Origin of the sequence: Micromonospora sp. NPDC047740, from assembly GCF_043204735.1 — a bacterium.
Lineage (GTDB): Bacteria > Actinomycetota > Actinomycetes > Mycobacteriales > Micromonosporaceae > Micromonospora.
This window is the reverse complement of sequence record NZ_JBIDCT010000011.1, coordinates 211,240-232,927: the sequence shown is the minus strand read 5'-3', so window position 1 is coordinate 232,927 and position 21,688 is coordinate 211,240. Positions and strand designations below refer to the sequence as shown.

Genomic DNA, 21,688 nt, shown 5'->3' with positions numbered 1-21,688 from the left:
TCGATTGTGGATCTCCCGTACCTGGTGCTGGGCGCATAGAGTGGTCAGGACGACACGATCCCGCGGGTCGGCCGGTGTCCCTTCCGAGTGCCCGGGCGCCGGACGTTCCCGCACACGCGGAGACGACCTGGGGGGCCGAGCGATGCAGACGCCGGACGAACCACCCGCCGAGATCGACCTGACCCGGCCCAGCGCGGCCCGGGTCTACGACTACTTCCTCGGTGGCGCGCACAACTTCGAGATCGACCGGCAACTCGCCGAGCAGATCGCCGGCATGACCCCGCACCTGCCCGCCACCATGCGCGCGGGCCGGGAGTTCCTGCGCCGGGCGGTCCGGGTGCTGCTCGACGCCGGCATCGACCAGTTCCTCGACATCGGGTCGGGCATCCCCACCGTCGGCAACGTGCACGAGGTCGCCCAGGCGGCCAACCCCGAGGCCCGGATCGTCTACGTCGACATCGACCCGGTCGCCGTGGCACACAGCCAGGAACTCCTGGCCGGCAACGACCGGGCGGTCGCCGTCCGGGCCGACCTGCGCGACCCGAAGCGGATCCTGGACGAGGCCCGGTCCAGCAGGCTGATCGACTTCGACCGTCCGCTCGGCATCCTGCTCGCCGGGGTGGTCCACTTCATCCACGACGCCGACCGGCCCGCCGACATCCTGGCCACCCTGCGGGCCGCCGCCGCACCGGGCAGCTACCTGGTCATCTCCCACTCCACCTTCGAGGACCAGCCGCAGGAGATGCTCGACGCGCAGCGGTTGTCGGCGCGTACCGCCACCGAGATCACGCTCCGCTCGCGGGCCGAGGTCACCGACTTCTTCGGCGACTGGACCATCCTTGCGCCGGGCGTGGTGCACATGCCGCTGTGGCGGCCCGACTCGCCGTCCGACGTGGACGAGCACCCCGAGCGGTTCGGGGCGTTCGGCGGCGTCGCCCGGTACGACCGGCCCGTCGGCTGAGCCGACATGAGCGCCCCCGACGGGGACGACCTCAGCCGGCCGGGTGCCGCCGCGTACGCCGCCGAGTGGGCCCGGGCGGTGCGGCGGCTCGGGTTCGTGCCGATGAGCGCGGCCGAGACCGAGCGCCTGCTGCTGGCGCACGCCGTACGCCTGGGCCGGGCGCTGCGCGCCCCGACCTTCTCCGCCGAGGCGGGGGAGGAGGTGGGGCGGGCCTTGGTGGAGGCGCACCTCACCGAGCCGGGAGTGCTGGACTGGTCGGTCCGGGCCCTCGGTGACCGGTTCCTGCCCTCGGTGCTGCCGACCCGCGCCGAGCTGCCCGAGGCACGGGAGCGGGTCGCCGCGTTGCAGGGTGCGCTCGCCGCCGGCTTCGCTCGGGCGCTGCGCGACCGCACCTTCTACCAGCAGGAGCGGATCGCCCGCTCGGCCTGGCAGGCCCGGGACGCGGTGGAACAGGCTCTGCGGGACAGCGAGGCCCGGTTCCGCACGGTCTTCGTCGGCGCGGCCATCGGGATCGGCATCGCCGGGGTGGACGGGCGGATCATCGACGTCAACGAGTCGTTCGCGGACATGCTCGGCTACTCCGTCGCCGAGCTGCGCCAGATCAACGTGGCCGCGCTCTTCCACGCCGACGACGCGGCCGGCATGTGGGAGCTCTACCAGGAGCTGATCGAGGGGAAGCGGGACAGCGCCCGGGTGGAGAAGCGTTACCACCGCAAGGACGGCAGCGTGCTCTGGACCGACCTGGCCGTCTCCCTGATCCGGTACGACGACGGCCGCCCCCGGTTCACCGTCGCCATGATCGAGGACATCACCGAGCGGCACGAGCTCCAGCAGCGGCTGCGTTTCCAGGCGCTGCACGACCCGCTCACCGGCCTGCCCAACCGCACGCTCTTCTTCGAGCGGTTGGGTGAGGTCTTCGACCGGGCCGGCCCGGAGGAGCGGGTCGGGCTCTGCTTCCTCGACCTGGACGGCTTCAAGGCGATCAACGACAGCCTCGGCCACGACCTCGGTGACCGGCTGCTCAAGGTCATCGCCCGGCGGCTGTCCGACTGCGTGGCCGGCCGCGGCCACCTGGTGGCCCGGATGGGCGGCGACGAGTTCGTCATCCTGGTCGACTCCGGCGGCGGCCTCGACGACGCGGTGGAGGTGGCCGAACTGGCCCTGGCCGCGGTGTCCGCCCCGGTCCAGGTCGGGACCCAGCAGCTCGCCGTCTCGGCCAGCATCGGCATCGTCGAGTGCCCGGTCGAGGAGACCAGCGTCTCCGAGCTGATGAAGGCGGCCGACACCACCCTCTACTGGGCCAAGGCCGAGGGGCGGGGCCGCTGGGCGGTCTACGACCCGGAGCGCAGTGCCGCGGACATCGCCCGCTCGGCGCTGGCCGCGAGCCTGCCCGCCGCCCTGGACCGGGGCGAGTTCGTGCTGCACTACCAGCCCATCGTGTCGCTGCTCGACGGGTCCATGGTGGCGGTGGAGGCGCTGGTCCGCTGGCAGCACCCGGAGCTGGGGCTGATCGGCCCGGACCGGTTCATCGGGCTGGCCGAGGAGACCGGCCTGATCGTGCGCCTGGGCGCCTGGGTGCTGCGGCAGGCGTGCCGGGACGCGGAGGGCTGGCGGCGGGCGTACCCGGACGCGCGGCTGGTGGTCAGCGTCAACCTGGCCGCCCGGCAGGCCGACGATCCAGCGATCGTGGAGACCGTCGCCGAGGCCCTGCAGCACACCGGGCTCCCCGCCGAGCTGCTGCAGCTGGAGCTGACCGAGAGCGCCGTGATGGGCAGCGGCGGGGAGCCGCTGCGCGCCCTGCACCAGCTCGCCGACCTCGGCGTACGGCTGGCCATCGACGACTTCGGCACCGGGTACTCGAACCTGGCGTACCTGCGGCGGCTGCCGATCCACTGCCTGAAGCTGGCCGGCCCGTTCGTGGAGGGGATCCGGGCCGACGGGGCGGACGCCGCCGCCGACCACCGGGACGAGCGGATCGTCGACGCACTGGTCCGGCTGGCCCACGCGGTCGAGCTGTGGGTGACCGCCGAGGCGGTGGAGACGGAGGCGCAGGCGGAGCGGCTGCGGGCGCTGCGCTGTGACACCGGGCAGGGCCGCTGGTTCGGCGCCCCGGTCCCGGCCGAGCACATCCGCCGCCGGCTGGCCGGTGAGGAGGCGGCGGCGTGACCGGCTCGCCGCCGGTCGGGCCCACCGGCGGAGCGAGGGAGGCGGGGTGGACCTGACCGACACGCAGGCGTTGGTCTCGGTGCTGGCCGGCCTGGCGATCCTGGCCGGGCTGGCCGGGGTGGTGGTGCCCGGGCTGCCGGCGCTGCCGCTGTGCTGGGGCGGGGTGCTGGTGTGGGCGCTCTTCGGCGACGCCGGCCCGGGCCGCTGGGCGGTGCTCGCCGCCGCCACCGTGGTCGCCGTCGGCGGTGGGGTCGTCAAGTATCTCTGGCCGGGGCGGAACCTGAAGCGGACCGGGGTGCCCACGTCCTCGCTGCTGGCCGGGGGCCTGCTCGGGCTGGTCGGGTTCTTCGTCATCCCGGTGGTCGGCCTGCCGATCGGCTTCGTGGGCGGGGTCTGGGGCGCCGAGCGGCTGCGACTGGGCAGCAACCAGCTCGCCTGGCCTGCCACCGTGCAGGCGCTCAAGGCGGCCGGCCTGTCCATGCTGGTCGAGTTCCTGGCCGGCCTGGTCATAGCGGCGCTCTGGGTCGCCGGGCTGCTGTTCGCCTGATCGGCCGGGCCGGTCGACGTCGCGAGCCGGGCCATCACGGCCGGCAGACCGGGTGCGACGGCGCGGGCGTCCGGGGGTACGGCGAACCGCCGTACATCAGTGAGAGAGAGGTGGACGCCGCGCGCCGTCGCGGGCCGGGCGTTGCCGAGCGCCCGGCGTTGGGCCCGTCGCGATCGGGCCTGGTCACTGGCTCAAGGATGCCGCCGGCACCACCCGGGCGGCAACGCATTTCGCACGCCTCGGGCCGGGGGCATCGATTAATGGTCTGGTCCTGACGGAATTTTCGGTCGATCTCCATTGACCTGGTCGCGGGTGGAGGCCCATCATCCCGTCAGACGGTGACGCAGGTCACAGTCTTCACCCCCGTCCAAGGGAGACACCGATGAGCTCAACGATTGAGGACGGAGTACCCCCGCCTTCCCCGGTCTCGGACGAGGAACGGCTCGCGCAGCTGGGATACAAGCAGGAGCTGCGTCGAAAGCTGTCCGGCTTCTCCAATTTCGCGGTCTCGTTCTCCATCATCTCGATCCTGGCCGGCGCGATCACGTCGTACGGCATCGCGATGACGGCGGGCGGCCCGCTGGCGATCACCCTGGGCTGGCTCTTCGTCGGCGTCATGGTGATCTTCGTCGCGCTGGCCATGGCCGAGATCTGCTCGGTCTATCCCACCGCCGGGGCCCTCTACTGGTGGGCCGCCGCGCTCGCCAAGCGGAACAAGGCGGTGTGGGCATGGTTCGTCGGCTGGTTCAACTTCCTCGGCGAGGTGGCGGTGACCGCCGCGATCGACTTCGGTGCGGCCATCACCACCTCCGCCTTCCTGAGCCTCGCCTTCGACATGGAGGTGACCGCGGGACGCACCTTCCTGATCTTCCTGGTGATCATCATCGCGCACGGCCTGCTCAACACCTTCGGCGTCAACCTCGTGCGGCTGCTCTCGGACGTCAGCGCCTGGTGGCACCTCGCCGGCGTCGCGGTCATCGTGATCGCCCTCGCGTTCGTGCCGGACCAGCACAAGCCCATCTCCGAGGTCTTCCTGGAGGTGCGCAACGAGACCGGCTTCACCTTCGCCGGCGCGGCCGGCTACGCGGTGCTCATCGGCCTCCTGATGGCGCAGTACACCTACACCGGGTACGACGCCAGCGCCCACGTGGCGGAGGAGACCCACGACGCCGCCCGCTCCGCGCCCCGCGGCATCGTGATGTCGGTCGTGGTCTCGGTCCTCGCCGGCTTCGTGCTCCTGTTCGCCATCACCTGGTCCATCCAGGACTACGAGGCCGAGCGGACGACCGCGCTGGGCCTGCCCCCGGCGCAGATCTTCATCGACGCGGCGGGGCAGGACCTCGGCACGTTCCTGCTCTTCATCTGCGTGGTCGCCCAGTTCTTCTGCGGCATGGCATCGGTGACGGCGAACTCCCGGATGGCCTATGCGTTCAGCCGGGACGGGGCGTTGCCCGGTTCCGGGATCTGGAAGCGGGTCAACCAGCGCACGGGCACCCCGACCAACTCGATCTGGCTCTGCGTCGCCTGCTCCACCCTGCTCGTCCTGCCGTCGCTCTGGAACACCACCGCCTACCTGGCCGCCACGTCCATCGCGGTGATCGGCCTCTACATCGCGTACGTGGCCCCGGTCTTCCTGCGCCGGCGCACGGCGGACTTCCGGGTCGGCCCGTGGAACCTGGGTCGGTGGAGCGCGCCGGTCGGGTGGATCGCCATCGTCTGGGTCGCGGTCATCTGCGTCCTGTTCGTGCTGCCCACCAGCAGCCCCGTCACCGCCAGCACGTTCAACTACACGATCGTCGCGGTCGGCGTCGTGCTCGGCGGTGCCTGGCTCTGGTGGGTGCTCAGCGCCCGGCGCTGGTTCACCGGCCCTCGCCACAACGTGGCGGATCCGGGTATCCCCAGGCCGGCGACGGGCGCCGAGCCCGTCACCGAGCCGAGCACCGAGTCGGCCACCGAGTAGGTTGCCCGGGTGGCGGGTGCTCTTTGGGTGCCCGCCACCCGCGTGTAGGGGAAGGGGCGGCGATGCCGATCGATGCCGGGACTGCCGAGCCGGGGGGCGCCGCCGGGGGGCCGGGCGGTGCCGGGGCATCGACGCCGGAAGCCGTACCGGCCTTTCCGGTGTGGCGCCCGGTGCGCGGCGGCAACGCCTTCGAGATCACCGTCGCCCGGCTCGTCCAGGCGATCAAACTGGGCCTGGTCCGGGTCGGTGAGCGGCTGCCCGCCGAGCGGGAGCTGGCCGAGCGGCTGCAGGTCAGCCGGGTGACCCTGCGGGAGGCGATAGCGGCGCTGCGCGAGGCCGGCTATCTCGAGTCCCGCCGCGGGCGTACCGGTGGGACCTTCGTCCGCTCGGCGCTGCCCGCACCCGGTGCCGGCGACGGACGCCCGGACGCGGGGGAGCTGGCCCGCGAGATGGGCGACCGGCTGCCCGACGCGCTCGACTTCCGACGGGTGCTGGAGTCGGGTGCGGCGGGCCTGGCCGCCAACCGCAGCCTGCCGGCGGTCGAGCGGCAGCACCTGGTCGCGGCCCTGGCCGCCTCCCGCGACCGCGATCCGGTCCACCGACGGGTCGCGGACTCCCGATTGCACCTGGCGATCGCCGCGGCCAGCGGCTCCCCGTCGCTGGCCGCGGCCGTCGCCGACGTGCAGTTGACCCTCGACCGGCTCCTCGCCGCGATCCCGGTGATCCCCCGAAACCTCGACCACTCCGACGTCCAGCACACCCGGATCGTCGACGCGATCCTGGCGGGCGACCCGAACGGCGCCCGGCTGGTGATGGAGGAACACTGCGACGCCACGGCGGAATTGCTGCGCGGTCTGCTCGGGTAAGTGAGGGCCGCCCATTGACGGATTCAAAGGTTCGGTAGTAGACCTTTCCCATGGAGGCGCGCCGATGAGGAAAGCCCCGCTCACGCTGGAACAACTCCGGGTCGCAGTCGCCGACGGCGAGCTCGACACGGTGGTGCTGGCCCTGGCCGACATGCAGGGCCGGCTGCAGGGCAAACGCTTCCACGCCCCGTACTTTCTCGACCAGGTGGTCGCGCACGGCAGCGAGGGCTGCAACTACCTGCTCGCCGTCGACGTCGACATGAACACCGTCGACGGGTACGCGATGTCCGGCTGGGAACGCGGCTACGGCGACTTCGCGCTGAAGCCCGACCTGGACACCCTGCGCCGGATGCCGTGGCAGCCCGGCAGCGCCCTGCTCCTGGCCGACCTGGAGTGGCTGGACGGCACCGGCCCGGTGGTCGCCTCGCCCCGGCAGATCCTGCGCCGGCAGCTCGACCGGCTGGCCGGGCACGGGCTGACCGCGTACGCCGGGACCGAGCTGGAGTTCGTGCTGTTCCGCGACTCGTACGAGGCGGCGTGGCGGCGCGGCTACCGCGACCTGACCCCGGCCAACCAGTACAACGTGGACTACTCGCTGCTCGGCACCGCCCGGGTGGAGCCGCTGCTGCGCCGGATCCGCACCGAGATGGCCGGGGCGGGACTGACCCCGGAGAGCGCCAAGGGCGAGTGCAACCTCGGCCAGCACGAGATCGCCTTCCGATACGACGAGGCGCTGGCCTGCGCCGACCACCACGTCATCTACAAGAACGGGGCGAAGGAGATCGCCGCCCAGGAGGGCATGTCGATCACCTTCATGGCGAAGCCGAACGCGCGGGAGGGCAACTCCTGCCACATCCACTTCTCGCTGCGCGACGCCGCCGGCCGCTCGGCCCTGCTCGGGAACGGGCCGGCGCACCTCAGCGTGACCGGGCAACGGGTGCTGGCCGGACTGCTCGCCACGATGCGGGAGTTCAGCCTCTTCTTCGCCCCGAACGTCAACTCCTACAAGCGCTACCAGCCGGGCTCCTTCGCCCCGACCGCGCTGCGCTGGGGCACCGACAACCGCACCTGCGCGCTGCGGCTGGTCGGGCACGGCCAGGGCATGCGGGTGGAGAACCGGGTGCCCGGCGCGGACGTCAACCCGTACCTGGCGATCGCGGCACTGGTGGCCGGGGCGGTCTACGGCATCGAGCGAGAGCTGGAGTTGGGCGAGGAGTGCACCGGCAACGCGTACGACGACGGGACCGCGGCGCGGGTGCCGGGGACGCTGCGCGACGCGCTCGCCCTCTGGGAGTCCTCCGAGGTGGCCCGGGACGCCTTCGGCACCGAGGTGGTCGCCCACTACGCCAACCAGGCCCGGGTCGAGCTGACCGCCTTCGACGCCGCCGTGACCGACTGGGAACTGGTCCGTGGCTTCGAACGGCTCTGACCGGCCGGACGTCCAGGAGGAGGGCACGTTGACCGAGGTGCGGAATCCGGCGACCGGGGCGGTGCTGCGCGAGGTGCCGGCCACCTCGCCGGCCGAGACCGACGCGGCGATCGCCCGGGCCGCCCGGGCGTACGAGTCGTGGCGGGCGGTGGCGCCCGGCGACCGGGCGCGGCTGCTGCGGCGGTTCGCCGCGATGGTGGACGCGCACCTGGCGGAGCTGGCGTTGCTGGAGGTCCGCAACGCAGGCCACACCATCGGCAACGCCCGCTGGGAGGCGGCCAACGTCCGGGACGTCCTCGACTACTACGCCGGCGCGCCGGAGCGGCTGACCGGGCGGCAGATCCCGGTGCCCGGCGGCTTGGACGTCACCTTCCACGAACCGCTCGGCGTGGTCGGCGTGATCGTGCCGTGGAACTTCCCGATGCCGATCGCCGGTTGGGGCTTCGCGCCGGCTCTCGCCGCCGGCAACACGGTGGTGCTCAAGCCGGCCGAGCTGACCCCGCTCACCGCGCTGCGCCTGGCCGACCTCGCGCTGGAGGCGGGGCTCCCGGAGGGTGTGTTCACCGTCCTGCCCGGGCAGGGGAGTGTGGTGGGGGAGCGGTTCATCACCCACCCGGCGGTACGCAAGGTCTGCTTCACCGGCTCCACCGAGGTCGGTACCCGGATCATGGCTGGCTGTGCCGCCCAGGTGAAGCGGGTCACGCTGGAGCTGGGCGGGAAGTCCGCCAACCTGGTCTTCGCCGACGCCGACATCGAGAAGGCGGCGGCCACCGCGCCGTACGCCGTCTTCGACAACGCCGGCCAGGACTGCTGCGCCCGCTCGCGGATCCTGGTCCAGCGCCCGGTGTACGACCGCTTCCTGGAACTGCTCGAACCGGCCGTGCGCGCGTTCCGGGTCGAGGACCCGGCCGCCGAGAGCGCCGAGATGGGGCCACTGATCTCCGCCGGACACCGGGACCGGGTCGCCGGGTACGTCGACGGGGCGAAGGTGGCGTTCACCGGCTCCCGCCCCGACGGTCCCGGCTGGTGGTACGCCCCGACCGTGCTGCTCGCCGAATCCCCGGCCGACCGGCACTGGCGCGAGGAGGTGTTCGGCCCTGTGGTCTCGGTGCTTCCCTTCGACGACGAGGCGGACGCGATCCGGCTCGCCAACGACACCGAGTACGGCCTGTCCGGGTCGATCTGGACCCGGGACGTGGGCCGGGCGGTCCGGGTGGCCCGGGCGGTGGAGTCCGGCAACCTCAGCGTGAACTCGCACTCCTCGGTCCGCTACTGGACGCCGTTCGGCGGCATGAAGCGCTCCGGGCTCGGCCGGGAACTGGGCCCGGACGCGCTGCACGCCTTCACCGACGTCAAGAACGTGTTCATCTCGACAGAGGAGTGACCGCAGTGCAGGGACGGCTTCAGGACCGGGTCGCGGTGGTGACCGGAGCGGGCAGCGGGATCGGACTGGCCACCGTGCGGCGGTTCGCCGCCGAGGGGGCGCGGGTGGTCTGCGTCGACATCGACCCCGCGGCGGGCAAGCGGGCCGCCGACGAGGTGGGCGGCGAGTTCGTCGCCTGCGACGTGGCCGACGAGGCCTCGGTCCGGGACCTCTTCGACGGGGTGGCCGAGCGGCACGGCCGGGTCGACGTCGCGTTCAACAACGCCGGCATCTCCCCGCCGGACGACGACTCCATCCTGGACACCGGGCTGGACGCCTGGGAGCGGGTGCTGCGGGTCAACACCACGAGCGTCTACCTGTGCTGCAAGTACGTCATCCCGCACATGCGCCGCCAGGGCAAGGGCTCGATCATCAACACCGCCTCGTTCGTGGCGCTGATGGGCGCGGCGACCTCGCAGATCGCGTACACCGCGAGCAAGGGCGGGGTGCTCGCGATGACCCGGGAGCTGGGCGTGCAGTTTGCCCGGGAGGGGATCCGGGTCAACGCGCTCTGCCCCGGCCCGATCGCCACGCCGCTGCTGCTGGAGCTGTTCGCCAAGGATCCGGAGCGGGCGGCCCGCCGGCTGGTGCACGTGCCGATGGGCCGGTTCGGCGACCCGACGGAGATCGCCGCCGCGGTGGCCTTCCTGGCCAGCGACGACGCCTCGTTCATGACCGCCGCGCAGTTCGTGGTGGACGGCGGGATCACCGGCGCCTACGTGACACCAGTGTGAGCCGGCCGATCATCGGGATCACCGCGTACGTCGAGCCGGCCGGCTGGGCGGTGTGGCGGGACGTCCCGGCGGCGCTGGTGCCGCAGGCGTACGTCCGGGCGGTGACCGCCGCCGGCGGCCGCGCCGTGGTGCTGCCTCCGGACGACGCGGACGCGGACGTGCTGCGGGTCCTCGATGGGCTGCTGCTGGCCGGCGGCGCGGACGTCGGCCCGGAGCGGTACGGCCAGCCGCCCGACCCGCGCACCGAGAGCCGGCCGGACCGGGACGCCGGCGAGCTGGCCCTGCTGACCGCCGCGCTCGCCGCCGACCTGCCGGTGCTCGGCGTGTGCCGAGGCATGCAGCTGCTCGCGATCGCTCACGGCGGCGCCTTGCACCAGCACCTGCCGGACGTGGTCGGCCACGACGGGCACCGGCCGGCGCCCGGGGTGTACGGCGTCCATCCGGTCCGGTTCGCCCCGGGCAGCCTGGTCGCGGCGGTGATGGACGGGGTGGACCGGGTCAACTCGTACCACCACCAGGGGGTGGCCGACCCGGGCCGCCTGACCGCCACCGGCTGGGCCGACGACGGGGTCGTGGAGGCCGTCGAGGACCCGGGGCGGCGCTTCCTGCTCGGGGTGCAGTGGCATCCGGAGAACGACCCGGATCCCCGGCCGGTGGCCGCCCTGGTCCGTGCCGCCACCGGCGGACCGGCGTCCACGTGACCCAGATCACCGACCCCGCCGGCCTGCCCTGGGCGATCCGTGTCCCGCCCGACTCGCCGTCGACGGCTGGTTACGCCAGGATGAGGCGTAGGTAACCAGCGTCCCGGTCGGGCCTGCGTTTACCGTGCTCCTCCGCCTGGGTAGGAGGCGGGGACGGCCGGCGGAGTTTGCGCCGGCCGTCGTGGACATGGCCGGAGCGGGAGGCTGCATGGGCTCGGCCCAGGGGGGCAAGGACCGGGATCACGCGTCCTCGGGGACAGTCGCGGAACAGTTCCCACCGCTGCTGGCCGCGGCGTTCGCCGCAGGCGGCGAGATGGGCGCGCGGCTGGGTGCCTTCGAGTGGTCCGGCAGCCCGCTCGGCACCCCGGACAGTTGGCCTCCGGCGCTCCGGCACGCCGTCAGCATGATGCTCTCGTCCCGGGCCCAGATCGCGATGTTCTGGGGCGAGGACCACCGCGCCTTCTACAACGACGCCTACCGGCCGACCATCGGCGACAAGCACCCGGCGGCGATCGGGCAGCCGGCCCGCGAGCACTGGGTGGAGACCTGGGACGTCCTCGGACCGCTGCTGGAGGGGGTACGCCGCACCGGCGAGCCGTACCGCGGTGAGAACCATCCCTTCGTGCTGGACCGGCACGGCTTCCTGGAGGACGTCTACTTCGACGTCTCGTACGATCCGATCCGGGACGCCGACGGCACCGTCAGCGGCGTTTTCTGCTTCGTCAACGAGACCACCGGCCGGGTGCTCGGCGAGCGCCGGCTGCGTGCCCTGGCCGAGCTGGGCAGCCGGCTCGCCGACGTGCAGAGCACGGCGGAACTGGGCCGGTCCGCGGCCCGGGTGCTCGGCGCGTACCGGCCGGACGTGCCGTTCGCCGCGATCTGGCTGACCGACGGGGACGGCACGCCGGCGCTGGCCGGCTACACCGGAGTCGACCCGGGCCGTCTCGCCGGCGGGTCGCCGGAGCCCGCCGCCGACGGCGCCGCCCGCGCGGTGTCCGTCGCGGACCTGCTCGGCGAGGTGCCGCCCGACGCCGCCGACCACGCCCTCGTGCTGCCGCTCACCGCCGCCAACGAGCCGGCCGGCGTGCTGCTGCTCGGGCTGGCCCGCCGGCTGCCGTTCAGCGACGACTACCGCGACTTCGTTGACCTGGTCGCCGCTCAGATCTCCCGCGCGCTCGGCAACCAGCGGGCGTACGAGCAGGAGCGGGCCCGGGGCGCCGAGCTGGCCGCGCTGGACCGCGCCAAGACCAGCTTCTTCGCCAACGTCAGTCACGAGTTCCGCACCCCGCTCACCCTGGTCCTCGGCCCGCTGGAGGACCTGCTCGCCGACCCGGGGCTGCCCGCGGCGTACACCGAGCGGCTGAGCATGACGCATCGCAACGCGCTGCGGCTGCTCAAACTGGTCAACACCGTGCTCGACTTCTCGCGGCTGGAGTCCGGCCGGCTGACCGCCCACTACCAGCCCACCGACCTGGCCGACTACACCTCCCGGCTGGCCAGCACCTTCCGCTCGGCCACCGAACGGGCCGGCCTGCGGCTGGTGGTGGACTGCCCGCCGCTGCCCGCGCCGGTCCACCTCGACCGGGACATGTGGGAGAAGATCGTCCTCAACCTGGTCTCCAACGCGGTCAAGTTCACCTTCGAGGGTGAGATCCGGGTTCGGGTCCGCCCCGGCGACGGCGTCGCCGTGCTGACGGTGGCCGACACCGGCGTCGGCATCGCGCCGGAGGAGCTGCCGCAGGTCTTCGAGCGGTTCCACCGGGTGCCCGGCGTGCGCACCCGCACCCACGAGGGCACCGGCATCGGCCTCGCCCTGGTCCGCGAGCTGGTGGAGATGCACGGCGGGACGGTGCAGGCGCACAGCGTCGTGGACCAGGGCACCACGTTCACCGTGACCGTCCCGTTCGGGTACGCCCACCTGCCCGCCGACCGGGTGGCCGCCCGCGCGGCGCCACTGGGCGAGCCCGAACAGGCCCGGCTGCATGTCGCCGAGACCGCACTCTGGACCGACGAGATGACCGTGCCCGCCGGCCCGCCGGAGCCGGCCGAGGTGCCCGCCGGGGCGGGCCGGATCCTGCTCGCCGACGACAACGCCGACCTGCGCGAGCACGTCAGCCGGCTGCTCTCCGCCTCGTACGAGGTGGTCGCCGTCCCGGACGGCGCGGCGGCGCTGCGACTGGCCGTCGAGTCCCCGTTCGACCTGGTGCTGGCCGACGTGATGATGCCCCGGCTGGACGGTTACGGTCTGGTCAGCGCGTTGCGGGCCAACCCGGTCACCCGGCATGTGCCGATCGTGCTGCTCTCCGCCCGGGCCGGCTCGGCCGAGGAGGTCGCCGGGCTCTCGGTCGGTGCCGACGACTACCTGACCAAGCCCTTCTCCAGCCAGGAGCTGATCGCCCGGGTCCGGGCCAACGTCGAGCTGGGCCAGCTGCGCGGGCAGATCATCCGCCGGCTGCGGGCCCTCGCCGACGCGGCCGTGGCGGTCAACACCGCCCGCTCCACGGCCGAGGTGGTGCAGGTCGCCGCCCGACACGCGCTCAGCCTCGCCGAGGCCGCCCGGGTGGCGGTCACCGCCACCGGCGCCCGGTACGAGGCCGACGGCGGCGGCGAGACGAGCGCCGAACCCTCGGCCGTCCTGCCGTTGACCGGCACCAGCGGTGTGCAGCTCGGCGAGCTGCGGGTGTGGCGCCGGGAGGGCGGTGGCACCGAACAGGCCGCGCTCACCGAGCTGGCTCGGCTGATCGGCGTCCGGCTGGAGAACGCCCAGCTCTACGAGGCCGAGCACCGGATCGCCACCACCCTCCAGCACAGCCTGCTGCCGCGTACCCTGCCGCAGTTGCCGGGCGCGGTGGTGGCCAGCCGCTACCTGCCCGGCAGCGCCGAGGTCGAGGTCGGCGGCGACTGGTACGACGTGATCGGCACGCCCGACGACGAGCTGGTGCTGGTGATCGGCGACGTGATGGGCAAGGGCGTCCGGGCCGCCGCCGCGATGGGCCAGCTCCGCAACGCGCTGCGGGCGTACGTGCTGGAGGGCTACGACCCGGGGCAGGCGCTGACCCGGCTGAACCGCCTGGTCGGTTCCACCGAGGGCGGCTCCTTCGCCACCGTGGTCTGCCTCTGGTTCTCCCCGCGCACCGGCCGGCTGCGGTACGCCAGCGCGGGTCATCCGGCACCCCTGGTGATCCGCGGGGACGACGTGTCGTACCTGCACGACCGGGCCCTCGGGCCGCCGGTCGGGGCGATCCCACAGGCCGAGTACCGGACCGTCGAGGGCCAGTTGGCCCCCGGCGGCCGGCTGCTGCTCTACACCGACGGGCTGATCGAGGACCGGCAGCTCGGCATCGACGCCGGGCTCGGGCGGCTCCGGCTGGACGCCACCACCCGGGGCGAGCACGTGGCCGATCTGGTCGACGCGGTGGTCCAGCGGGTCGCCGAGCGTATCCGGCACGACGACGTGGCCGTGCTCGCGCTGGAGGCGACCGAGCTGAACCGGTTCGTGCTGCGGCTGCCGGCCGAACCGACCCGGCTCAGCGTGCTGCGCAAGCGGCTGGAGGACTTCCTGGTCGCCCACCACGTCGGCGAGACCGACCTGTTCGACCTCACCGTGGCGATCTCCGAGGCCGCCGCGAACGCCATCGAGCACCCGGTGTCGCCGACCGAGCCGGTGATCGGTGTCGAGGTGAGGATCGAGGACCGTACGGTGACGGCCACCGTCCGGGACAGCGGGCGGTGGCGGGAGTCCACCGGGTCGAGTTTTCGCGGCCGGGGGCTGGCGCTGATCCAGGCGCTCGGTGAGCTGACCGTGACCCGGTCCGCGGCGGGCACCGAGGTGACGCTGCGCCGCCGGTTGGCGGACTGACGGCAGTCCGAGGTGGGCCGGGCGTGGCTAGGCGGGCGCCAGCCAGCCCTGGTCGCCGAGGCCGGAGATCTCCAGCACCCGGCGTACCTGGCGGGACGGCAGCACGGTCAGCGTGCCGGCGAACCGCTGGGCCAGCCGGACCAGCGCCTGGATCGCGGCCGAGTCGAAGAAGGTGACGCCGCGCAGGTCGAGCGTGAGGTGGGCGGCGGGCGCCCGCAGGGCGGTCTGGTACATGGTGTCGGCGGTCGCCATGTCGACCTCGCCGGTCACCACCACCCGGAGGCGGTCACCGTCGGCCTCCGCGGTCGCGGAGAAGACGGGAGGTGCGCTCCCTTGATCCACGCAGCCACAATGGCACAGCGGGCCGGGCCCGGCAACAACCCCGGGCCGGCCGCCTGTGGCGGGGCTCACCGCGGTGCCGGCGATAGGGTGTGGTCATGACCGTCCGTGCGCCGCTGACCCCAGGCACGCTCTCCCCGTGGCGAGCGGTGCCCGCCCACATCCCGCGCCCCGAGTACGTGGGTAAGAAGCGTCCCCAGGAGTGGCGCGGTTCGCACGTGCAGACGCCGGAGACCATCGAGAAGATGCGGATCGCCGGCCGACTCGCCGCCCAGGCGACCCAGCTCGCCGGCGAGCACTGCAAGCCGGGGGTGACCACCGACGAGATCGACAAGGTGGTCCACGAGTTCCTCTGCGACCACGGCGCCTACCCGTCGACGCTGGGCTACAAGGGCTTCCCGAAGTCCTGCTGCACCAGCCTCAACGAGGTGATCTGCCACGGCATCCCGGACTCGACAGTGCTGCAGGACGGCGACATCATCAACGTCGACGTCACCGCGTTCATCGGCGGCGTGCACGGCGACACCGACGCGACGTTCTGCGTGGGCGAGGTGAGCGAGGAGGCCCGCCTGCTGGTCGAGCGGACCCACGCGGCGATGATGCGCGGCATCAAGGCGGTCGCCCCGGGCCGCCAGATCAACGTGATCGGCCGGGTCATCGAGTCGTACGCCAAGCGGTTCGGCTACGGCGTGGTCCGCGACTTCACCGGCCACGGCATCGGCGAATCCTTCCACAGCGGCCTCTACGTGCCGCACTACGACAGCCCGCGGCCCACCGACGTGATGGAGCCCGGCATGACGTTCACCATCGAGCCGATGATCACCCTCGGCACCTACCAGTACGACATGTGGGACGACGGCTGGACGGTGGTCACCAAGGACCGCAAGTGGACGGCTCAGTTCGAGCACACCATCGTCGTGACCGACGACGGCTACGAGATCCTCACCCTGCCGTGACCGACACCCCGGCGGCGCTGCGCGAGGCGCACCACGCGGACGTGTCCGGCGGCTGGCTGCGCCCGGCCGTGTTCGGCGCGATGGACGGACTGGTCACCAACATCGCCCTGATCGCCGGTGTCGGCGGGGGCGGGGTCTCCCCGCGCAGCATCGTCCTCACCGGCGCCGCCGGCCTGGTCGCCGGCGCCATCTCGATGGGGCTGGGGGAGTACACCAGCGTCCGGTCGGCCAACGAGCAGGTGGCCGCCGAGGTGGCCAAGGAACGGCGCGAGCTGGAACGGCACCCGGAGGCGGAGGCCCGCGAGCTGGCCGACGCGTGGGTCGCCCGGGGGCTGCCCCGGGATCTGGCCATGCAGGTCGCCAACGCGGTCGGGCGCAACCCGGAGGAGGCGCTGCGGATGCACGTCCGGGAGGAGCTGGGCGTCGACCCCGACGAGCAGCCGAGCCCCTGGGCGGCGGCGATCTCGTCGTTCCTCTGTTTCTCGGTCGGCGCGCTGGTGCCGCTGCTGACCTACCTGCTCGGCTTCACCAGCCTGTGGCTGGCGCTCGGCGTCGGCGGGGTGGGGCTCTTCGTGGCCGGCGCGATCGTCGCCCGGTTCACCCACCGTCCCTGGTGGTCCAGCGGCCTGCGGCAGCTGCTGCTGGGCGCGCTGGCGGCCGGCGCTACCTATCTGGTCGGTGCCCTGATCGGCGTCCAGGGCGGCCTCGGCTGACCCGGGCGGGTCAGCTGGTGAGGAGGTCGTCGACGGTGCCGTCGACCGGGCGGCCCCGGGCGGCCAGTTCCTCGGCCTGGCGGGCCAGCACCGCGCCGACCTCGGTCATGTCCGCGCCGGCCAGGCCGGTACGCCGTACCGCGTCGCCCGGGTCCCGGAAGTAGGTGCGGCTGAGCAGCCCGTGCACCGTGGCCGCGGCCAGCCGCGCCTCGCCGAGCATGAGCAACGCCTGGTCGGTCTCATACCACTCGGCGAGCCGGAGCGCCCGGGCGTGCGCCGCGCTGCCCCGGTACCAGGCGCGGCGGGCGGCGGCGCTGAACTCGGCCGGGCGGGCCCGGGCCAGCCGGGCCAGGTGCTCGTCGCGCAGCGTACGCAGCCAGCCGGTCGGATCGTGCAGCGCGCGGGTGGTGACGTAGCGGTCGGCGGTGAGCGGCCAGAGCGGGCCGATCGTCCGGGCCTGCCCCAGGTAGTCGTCCGCCCCGGCGACGGTGAGGTCGACCAGCACCCCGTCCACCCGCCGGGTGGCCGGCGACGGCCCGCTGCCCGGCCGGTACGTGGCCAGCAGCAGCCCCACCTCGCCGTCCCCGCCGCCGTCCTCGTCGCCGTGCGCGAGGGGGCCGTGCACCGCGACGGCGAGGATGTCGGCCGCGAACCGTCGCAGCGCCGCGTCGCTCACCCGCTCGGCGACCCGCCACCGGGGATCGTCCAGGTATCGGTCGGTCTCCAGTTCGCCCCCGCTGGCGTCCACGGCCCACCTCCGTTCCGCGGACGGGTTGCCCGTCGGCGGTCCCGCACACGTCGACCGTCCACCACCCTAGCCAGGCGTGCCGGAACCACCCGGGAGCCACGCCTGGGGCTGTCCACGCCGGACCCGGATCAGTCCAGCCGGCGCTCCACCGGCAGCCGGGACCGGGTGAACAGGGCCGCCCCCAGCATCGCCACCAGCGGCACCACCACCAGCACGCCGAGGGTCAGCCCCGGCACCACCAGCGGGTACGGCGCCGGTGCCGGCCACGCCTGCGCGTACCGCTGGTTCAGGGAGAGCAGGATGATGGCCGCCGAGCCGAGGCCGGCGAGGATGCCGAGCACCGAGCCGAGCACCGCGATCACCCCGGCCTGGCAGAGCGACAGCACCCGGCGTACCCGGGGGTCGGCCCCGACCGCGGCGAGGGTGGACAGGTCCCGGCGGGCCTCGGCGGCGGCGAGGCCGGTGGCCACCCCGGCCGCGCCCAGGGTGATCACGCCGGAGCCGATCGCCAGCAGGAGCAGCAGTGACCGCTGGTCCGACCCGGGCTGATCATCCGTCAGCACCGACAGCGCGCTGAGCCGGGACAGTTCGGCGGAGAGCCGCTCCCGCTGCCCGGCGGTGGGTGGTTCGACCGTGTCGATCGCGTAGCCGAACGGCTCCGCCACCAGGCCGACCGCGGCGGCCGCCGACGGGGAGAGCACGAGCCGGTCCACCGGCAGGCCGCCGCGCAGCAGATGGCCGGGCAGGGTTGCGCTGGCCGTCGCCGTGACGTCGCCGGCGCCGTGGGTGACGGCGACCGTCACCCGGCCGTCCACCACCTGCCCGGGGTCGGTGACCACCACGCCGCCGGCGGCGAGCGTCCGGGTGGCGGCGGCGACCTCCTCCGCCGGGGCACCGGTGAGGGCGGGCAGCGCGCGGCCGTCGTCGACGAGGACGGGGAGGTAGATGCCGGTCGATTCGCGGACCGCCCGGACGCAGCGCGGGTCGGCCCGGGCGCGGTCGGCGGTGACGATGGCGTTCCCCGGTTCGTAAGGGCAGCGCCGCTCGGGGGGCAGCACCGCCGTGGCGACGCAGTAGTCCTCGGCGCTGGCGGGTCTCGCGCAGGCCGGGGTGGCGATCGGGACGACCGTGGCGGCCGGCAGCGCGGCCCGAACCGGCTCGGCGACTTCCGCGACCGGCGGCAGGGTGGCTGCTGTCGCCCCGCCTGAGCGCAGCAGCAGCACCTGACCCGGCGGGATGCCGGGCTGCCATTCCGCCCGGCTGCGGGCCTCGTCACTGGCCAGGTAGGCGCCGAGGGCGACGCTGCCGGCGACCGCCGCCATCACCGCGGAGATGGCCGGCGCGGCTGAGGAGCGGTTGCGGCTGGCGTCGCGCAGCGCGAGCCGGGGCACCAGCGGCAGCAACCGTCCCGCCCGGGCGAGCAGCCCGATCAGGGTCGGGGTGCCGAAGACCAGCCCCAGCTCGCCGAGGATCAGCCCGGTCAGCACCACGGACGGGCTGCTCCGGTTGGCGCCCAGCGCGGCGAGGGCGGCGCCGGCCGCGGTGAGCAGCAGCCCGAGCACCAGCCAGCGGCGCCGGTGCCGGGGCGGGTTGCGCCGCCCGTTGAGGCCGGCCACCACGTCCTGCCGGGCCGCGGTCCACGCCGGGGCCAGTGCGGCCAGCAGCCCGGCGAGCACCGCCACCGTGGCGATCGCGGCCAGGGCCGCCGGGAAGACCCGGTACCCGCCGAAGCGGGCGCCCACGACGTACTGCTCGACCAGCGGCCGGCCGGCGAGCGCGGCGCCCACGCCGAGCAGCAGCCCCAGCGCCGCCCCGCCGGCGCCGAGCACCACCCCGTCGGCCAGCACGATCCGGCGCAGGTGCGCGGCGTCCCCGCCGGCCACCGCCACCAGGGCGAGGTCCCGGCGTCGCCGGCGTACGCCGACCGCGAAGGCCGGGCCGACCAGCAGCACCACCTCCAGCAGGCCGAGTCCGCTGACCAGTACCGCGTTCCCCGCCTGCTCCGGGTCGGGCAGCCCCGGGCCGGTGAACGCCTCCTCCCGGCCGGGCAGCGGGGTCCGGGCGGCCACCTGGATCCCGCGCTCGTTGAGCCGGTCGACCAACGCCGGGTCCACCGGCCCGGGCAGGTCCACCAGCCAGCTCTCGTCCGGCGGGCTGACCGGTCCGGGTGGCGTCTCCGGCCGCAGCGCGACCACCACCCGCAGGTTGTCCGGGAACTCCACCATCCCGACCACGGTGTAGGTCGTCGTCCCGTCGGCCGTGCGCACCGGGTCGCCGAGCCGGACGTCCAGCGCGCGTAGCGCGGCCGGGCTGACCGCGAGCTCGTCCGGGGTGGCCGGTGGCCGGCCGGCGCGCAGCGTGGCCAGTGGGCGGGTGAGCGGGTCGGTGAGGTCGAGGGCCCGCGCGTCGAACGGCTTGGGGCGGCCGTCGACACGTACCTCGAAGGGGACCCAGCGGCGCAGCCGGGTGACCCGACTGCCGGCGGGCAGCAGGGCGCGGATCTCCTCGGCCGTCACCGGGCGGGTCCGCGGCGCCAGGTCACCCTCGACCGGCCAGGAGTTCTGGCCCCAGGCGTCCTGTTTCAGCGGGTTCACCGCCGTCCAGCGCAGCTCGACGTCGGCCGCGCCGAGCCGGCGGTCCAGCTCCTCGGCGCGGCTCAGCTCCGCCATGTCGTAGCTGGCGGCGGCGAAGCTCAGCGCCAGCACGGGCAGCGCGATCATGGCGAGCACCAGCGCCGTACGCCCGCGGGCCCGGCGGGCCTCGCGCCGGGCGATGCGCAGCGCGGTCCGCCACGACCCGAGCGTGGCGGCGGTCCGGTTCCGGTTCACCGTCCGCTGCCGGTGAGCAGCTGCTCGACGCCGGCCAGCGGGGCCGTCGAGTCGACCAGCACTCCGTCCCGGAGGAACACCACCCGGTCGGCCCAGCCGGCGTGCCGCGCCTCGTGGGTGACCAGCACCCCGGCCGCACCGGCGTCCACCCGGCGGCGCAGCAGGTGCAGCACGGCCTCCCCGGCCTGCGAGTCGAGCGCCCCGGTGGGCTCGTCGGCGAGGACCAGCCGGCGCTCGCCGACCAGCGCCCGGGCGATCGCCACCCGCTGCTGCTGGCCGCCGGACATCTGGTCCGGGAACCGGTCGGCCAGCCCCGCCACCTCCACCTCGGCGAGCGCGGCCAGGGCGAGCCGGCGGGCCCGCCGGACGCCGGCGCCGTCGAGTTCCAGGGGGAGCGCCACGTTCTCCACCGCGGTGAGGCTGCCGAGCAGGTTCAGGTCCTGGAAGACGTACCCGATCCGGCGGCGGCGCAGCCGGGCCAGGTCGCGGGCGGCCAGCCCGCCGAGCGATTCCCCCTCGACCAGCACCTCGCCGCCGGTCGGCCGGTCCAGCCCGCCGGCCAGTGCCAGCAGGGTCGACTTGCCGGAGCCGGAGGGGCCCATCACCGCCACCAACTCGCCGGCCCGGACGGTCAGGCTGACCCCGCGCAGCGCGTGCACGGCGGCCGGACCGGCGCCGTGGGTCCGGTGCACGTCCCGCAGCTCCAGCACCTCGCTCACGGTGCCACCTCCGTTCGCGACTGCGGGGCTGGCAGAACCAGCTCATGCGCGCATTCCGGCTCGGCCGCGTCCCACGCGAGCCGCCCCGGAATGCGCGTCCTCGCGCTCACCGCCGACCCGCCCGGCTGGGCCGGCCCGCGGCTCACCGGCGGGCCTCCTCGCCGGTCCGGTCCACCGCCTCGGGTCGGCCGGTCGGCCGGCTCGGGGCGGGGCGATGGCGGACCAGGCTGATCTCGCAGTGGTCGAGCCAGCGGATCTCCGCCTCGGCCTGGAAGATCATCGCGTCCAGCACCAGCCGCCAGGCCAGGTCCTCCGGCTTGTCGCTGGCGTACTTCAACCGGGTCAACTCCTGCAACGCCCGCATGGTGGCGCTGCGCTGGGTCTGCACCACGGCGCGGACGTCCACGCCGGGGGTGGTGAGGGCCAGGGCCAGCTTGATCGACAGCTCGTCCCGGGGCCGGTCGGCGGGGCTGATCGGGGTGGCGAACCAGAGCGCCAGGTCCGCCCGTCCGGCGTCGGTGATCTCGTACGGCCGCTGCCCGCTCTCGCTCTCCGGCAGCGAGCGGACCAGGCCGTCGCGTTCCAGCCGGGCCAGCGTGGTGTAGACCTGCCCGATGTTCAGCGGCCAGGTCGACCCGGTCGACTCCTCGAACGCGGCCCGCAGTTGGTAGCCGTACATCTCGCCGCGCTCCAGCAGCGCGAGCAGGCCGTGACGGATGGACATGGCGAGGAGTATGCA

17 protein-coding genes are annotated in these 21,688 nt (G+C 74.1%); 12 read left to right on the top strand and 5 right to left on the bottom strand.

What is annotated here, in order from left to right:
• The first annotated feature begins 142 nt into the window (after positions 1 to 142).
• The 10 genes from ACGF4F_RS22005 to ACGF4F_RS21960 all read left to right on the top strand — a co-directional run bounded on the left by ACGF4F_RS22005 (position 143) and on the right by ACGF4F_RS21960 (position 14,646).
• Positions 143 to 961, top strand: coding sequence for an SAM-dependent methyltransferase (locus ACGF4F_RS22005; protein ID WP_393079748.1), 819 nt, complete (start codon positions 143 to 145; stop codon positions 959 to 961).
• 6 nt (positions 962 to 967) lie between these two features.
• Positions 968 to 3,127, top strand: coding sequence for a putative bifunctional diguanylate cyclase/phosphodiesterase (locus ACGF4F_RS22000; protein ID WP_393079745.1), 2,160 nt, complete (start codon positions 968 to 970; stop codon positions 3,125 to 3,127).
• A 46-nt stretch (positions 3,128 to 3,173) separates the two neighbouring features.
• On the top strand, positions 3,174 to 3,674 hold the full coding sequence (locus tag ACGF4F_RS21995; RefSeq protein WP_393079742.1) for a DUF456 domain-containing protein: 501 nt from the start codon (positions 3,174 to 3,176) through the stop codon (positions 3,672 to 3,674).
• A gap of 382 nt (positions 3,675 to 4,056) precedes the next feature.
• On the top strand, positions 4,057 to 5,634 hold the full coding sequence (locus tag ACGF4F_RS21990) for an amino acid permease (RefSeq protein ID WP_393079739.1): 1,578 nt from the start codon (positions 4,057 to 4,059) through the stop codon (positions 5,632 to 5,634).
• Between the two features lie 62 nt (positions 5,635 to 5,696).
• Complete coding sequence (locus tag ACGF4F_RS21985) at positions 5,697 to 6,500, top strand: FadR/GntR family transcriptional regulator (RefSeq protein WP_393079736.1); 804 nt, start codon at positions 5,697 to 5,699, stop codon at positions 6,498 to 6,500.
• Between the two features lie 64 nt (positions 6,501 to 6,564).
• Positions 6,565 to 7,929, top strand: coding sequence for a glutamine synthetase family protein (locus ACGF4F_RS21980; protein ID WP_393079733.1), 1,365 nt, complete (start codon positions 6,565 to 6,567; stop codon positions 7,927 to 7,929).
• 28 nt (positions 7,930 to 7,957) lie between these two features.
• Complete coding sequence (locus tag ACGF4F_RS21975) at positions 7,958 to 9,313, top strand: aldehyde dehydrogenase family protein (RefSeq protein ID WP_393079730.1); 1,356 nt, start codon at positions 7,958 to 7,960, stop codon at positions 9,311 to 9,313.
• A 5-nt stretch (positions 9,314 to 9,318) separates the two neighbouring features.
• Positions 9,319 to 10,086: a 3-oxoacyl-ACP reductase gene (locus ACGF4F_RS21970; protein ID WP_357433593.1), complete on the top strand. Its 768-nt coding sequence runs from the start codon at positions 9,319 to 9,321 to the stop codon at positions 10,084 to 10,086.
• A complete protein-coding gene (locus ACGF4F_RS21965) occupies positions 10,083 to 10,787 on the top strand; it encodes a gamma-glutamyl-gamma-aminobutyrate hydrolase family protein (protein WP_393079725.1) in 705 nt (234 codons plus the stop codon). The genes ACGF4F_RS21970 and ACGF4F_RS21965 overlap by 4 nt, the downstream gene beginning before the upstream one ends.
• 208 nt (positions 10,788 to 10,995) lie before the next feature.
• On the top strand, positions 10,996 to 14,646 hold the full coding sequence (locus ACGF4F_RS21960) for a SpoIIE family protein phosphatase (protein ID WP_393079722.1): 3,651 nt from the start codon (positions 10,996 to 10,998) through the stop codon (positions 14,644 to 14,646).
• Positions 14,647 to 14,673: 27 nt separating this feature from the next.
• On the opposite strand, the gene ACGF4F_RS21955 is transcribed toward ACGF4F_RS21960, so the two are convergent.
• Positions 14,674 to 14,988, bottom strand: coding sequence for an STAS domain-containing protein (locus ACGF4F_RS21955; RefSeq protein WP_198940148.1), 315 nt, complete (start codon positions 14,986 to 14,988; stop codon positions 14,674 to 14,676).
• Between the two features lie 95 nt (positions 14,989 to 15,083).
• On the opposite strand from ACGF4F_RS21955, the gene map reads away from it, so the two are divergent.
• Both map and ACGF4F_RS21945 read left to right on the top strand, forming a co-directional pair.
• Positions 15,084 to 15,941, top strand: a complete 858-nt coding sequence (gene map / locus ACGF4F_RS21950; protein WP_357433587.1) for a type I methionyl aminopeptidase — start codon at positions 15,084 to 15,086, stop codon at positions 15,939 to 15,941.
• The gene (locus ACGF4F_RS21945) at positions 15,938 to 16,654 is read left to right on the top strand and encodes a VIT1/CCC1 transporter family protein (RefSeq protein ID WP_393079717.1); all 717 of its coding nucleotides are present in this window, start codon (positions 15,938 to 15,940) and stop codon (positions 16,652 to 16,654) included. Before map ends, ACGF4F_RS21945 begins: the two co-directional genes overlap by 4 nt.
• Positions 16,655 to 16,664: 10 nt before the next feature.
• On the opposite strand, the gene ACGF4F_RS21940 is transcribed toward ACGF4F_RS21945, so the two are convergent.
• The 4 genes from ACGF4F_RS21940 to ACGF4F_RS21925 all read right to left on the bottom strand — a co-directional run bounded on the left by ACGF4F_RS21940 (position 16,665) and on the right by ACGF4F_RS21925 (position 21,673).
• Positions 16,665 to 17,402, bottom strand: coding sequence for a nucleotidyltransferase domain-containing protein (locus tag ACGF4F_RS21940; RefSeq protein WP_393079714.1), 738 nt, complete (start codon positions 17,400 to 17,402; stop codon positions 16,665 to 16,667).
• 128 nt (positions 17,403 to 17,530) lie between these two features.
• Complete coding sequence (locus ACGF4F_RS21935) at positions 17,531 to 20,230, bottom strand: FtsX-like permease family protein (protein ID WP_393079711.1); 2,700 nt, start codon at positions 20,228 to 20,230, stop codon at positions 17,531 to 17,533.
• A complete protein-coding gene (locus tag ACGF4F_RS21930) occupies positions 20,227 to 20,949 on the bottom strand; it encodes an ABC transporter ATP-binding protein (protein WP_393079708.1) in 723 nt (240 codons plus the stop codon). Before ACGF4F_RS21930 ends, ACGF4F_RS21935 begins: the two co-directional genes overlap by 4 nt.
• A gap of 142 nt (positions 20,950 to 21,091) precedes the next feature.
• Complete coding sequence (locus ACGF4F_RS21925; protein WP_393079704.1) at positions 21,092 to 21,673, bottom strand: PadR family transcriptional regulator; 582 nt, start codon at positions 21,671 to 21,673, stop codon at positions 21,092 to 21,094.
• Between the last annotated feature and the right edge of the window lie 15 nt (positions 21,674 to 21,688).

Coding starts and splice junctions, on each gene's coding strand:
- ACGF4F_RS22005 (WP_393079748.1), top strand. CDS start 143: ATGCAGACGCCGGACGAACCACCCGCCGAGATCGACCTGACCCGGCCC.
- ACGF4F_RS22000 (WP_393079745.1), top strand. CDS start 968: ATGAGCGCCCCCGACGGGGACGACCTCAGCCGGCCGGGTGCCGCCGCG.
- ACGF4F_RS21990 (WP_393079739.1), top strand. CDS start 4,057: ATGAGCTCAACGATTGAGGACGGAGTACCCCCGCCTTCCCCGGTCTCG.
- ACGF4F_RS21985 (WP_393079736.1), top strand. CDS start 5,697: ATGCCGATCGATGCCGGGACTGCCGAGCCGGGGGGCGCCGCCGGGGGG.
- ACGF4F_RS21980 (WP_393079733.1), top strand. CDS start 6,565: ATGAGGAAAGCCCCGCTCACGCTGGAACAACTCCGGGTCGCAGTCGCC.
- ACGF4F_RS21960 (WP_393079722.1), top strand. CDS start 10,996: ATGGGCTCGGCCCAGGGGGGCAAGGACCGGGATCACGCGTCCTCGGGG.
- map (WP_357433587.1), top strand. CDS start 15,084: ATGACCGTCCGTGCGCCGCTGACCCCAGGCACGCTCTCCCCGTGGCGA.
- ACGF4F_RS21925 (WP_393079704.1), bottom strand. CDS start 21,673: ATGTCCATCCGTCACGGCCTGCTCGCGCTGCTGGAGCGCGGCGAGATG.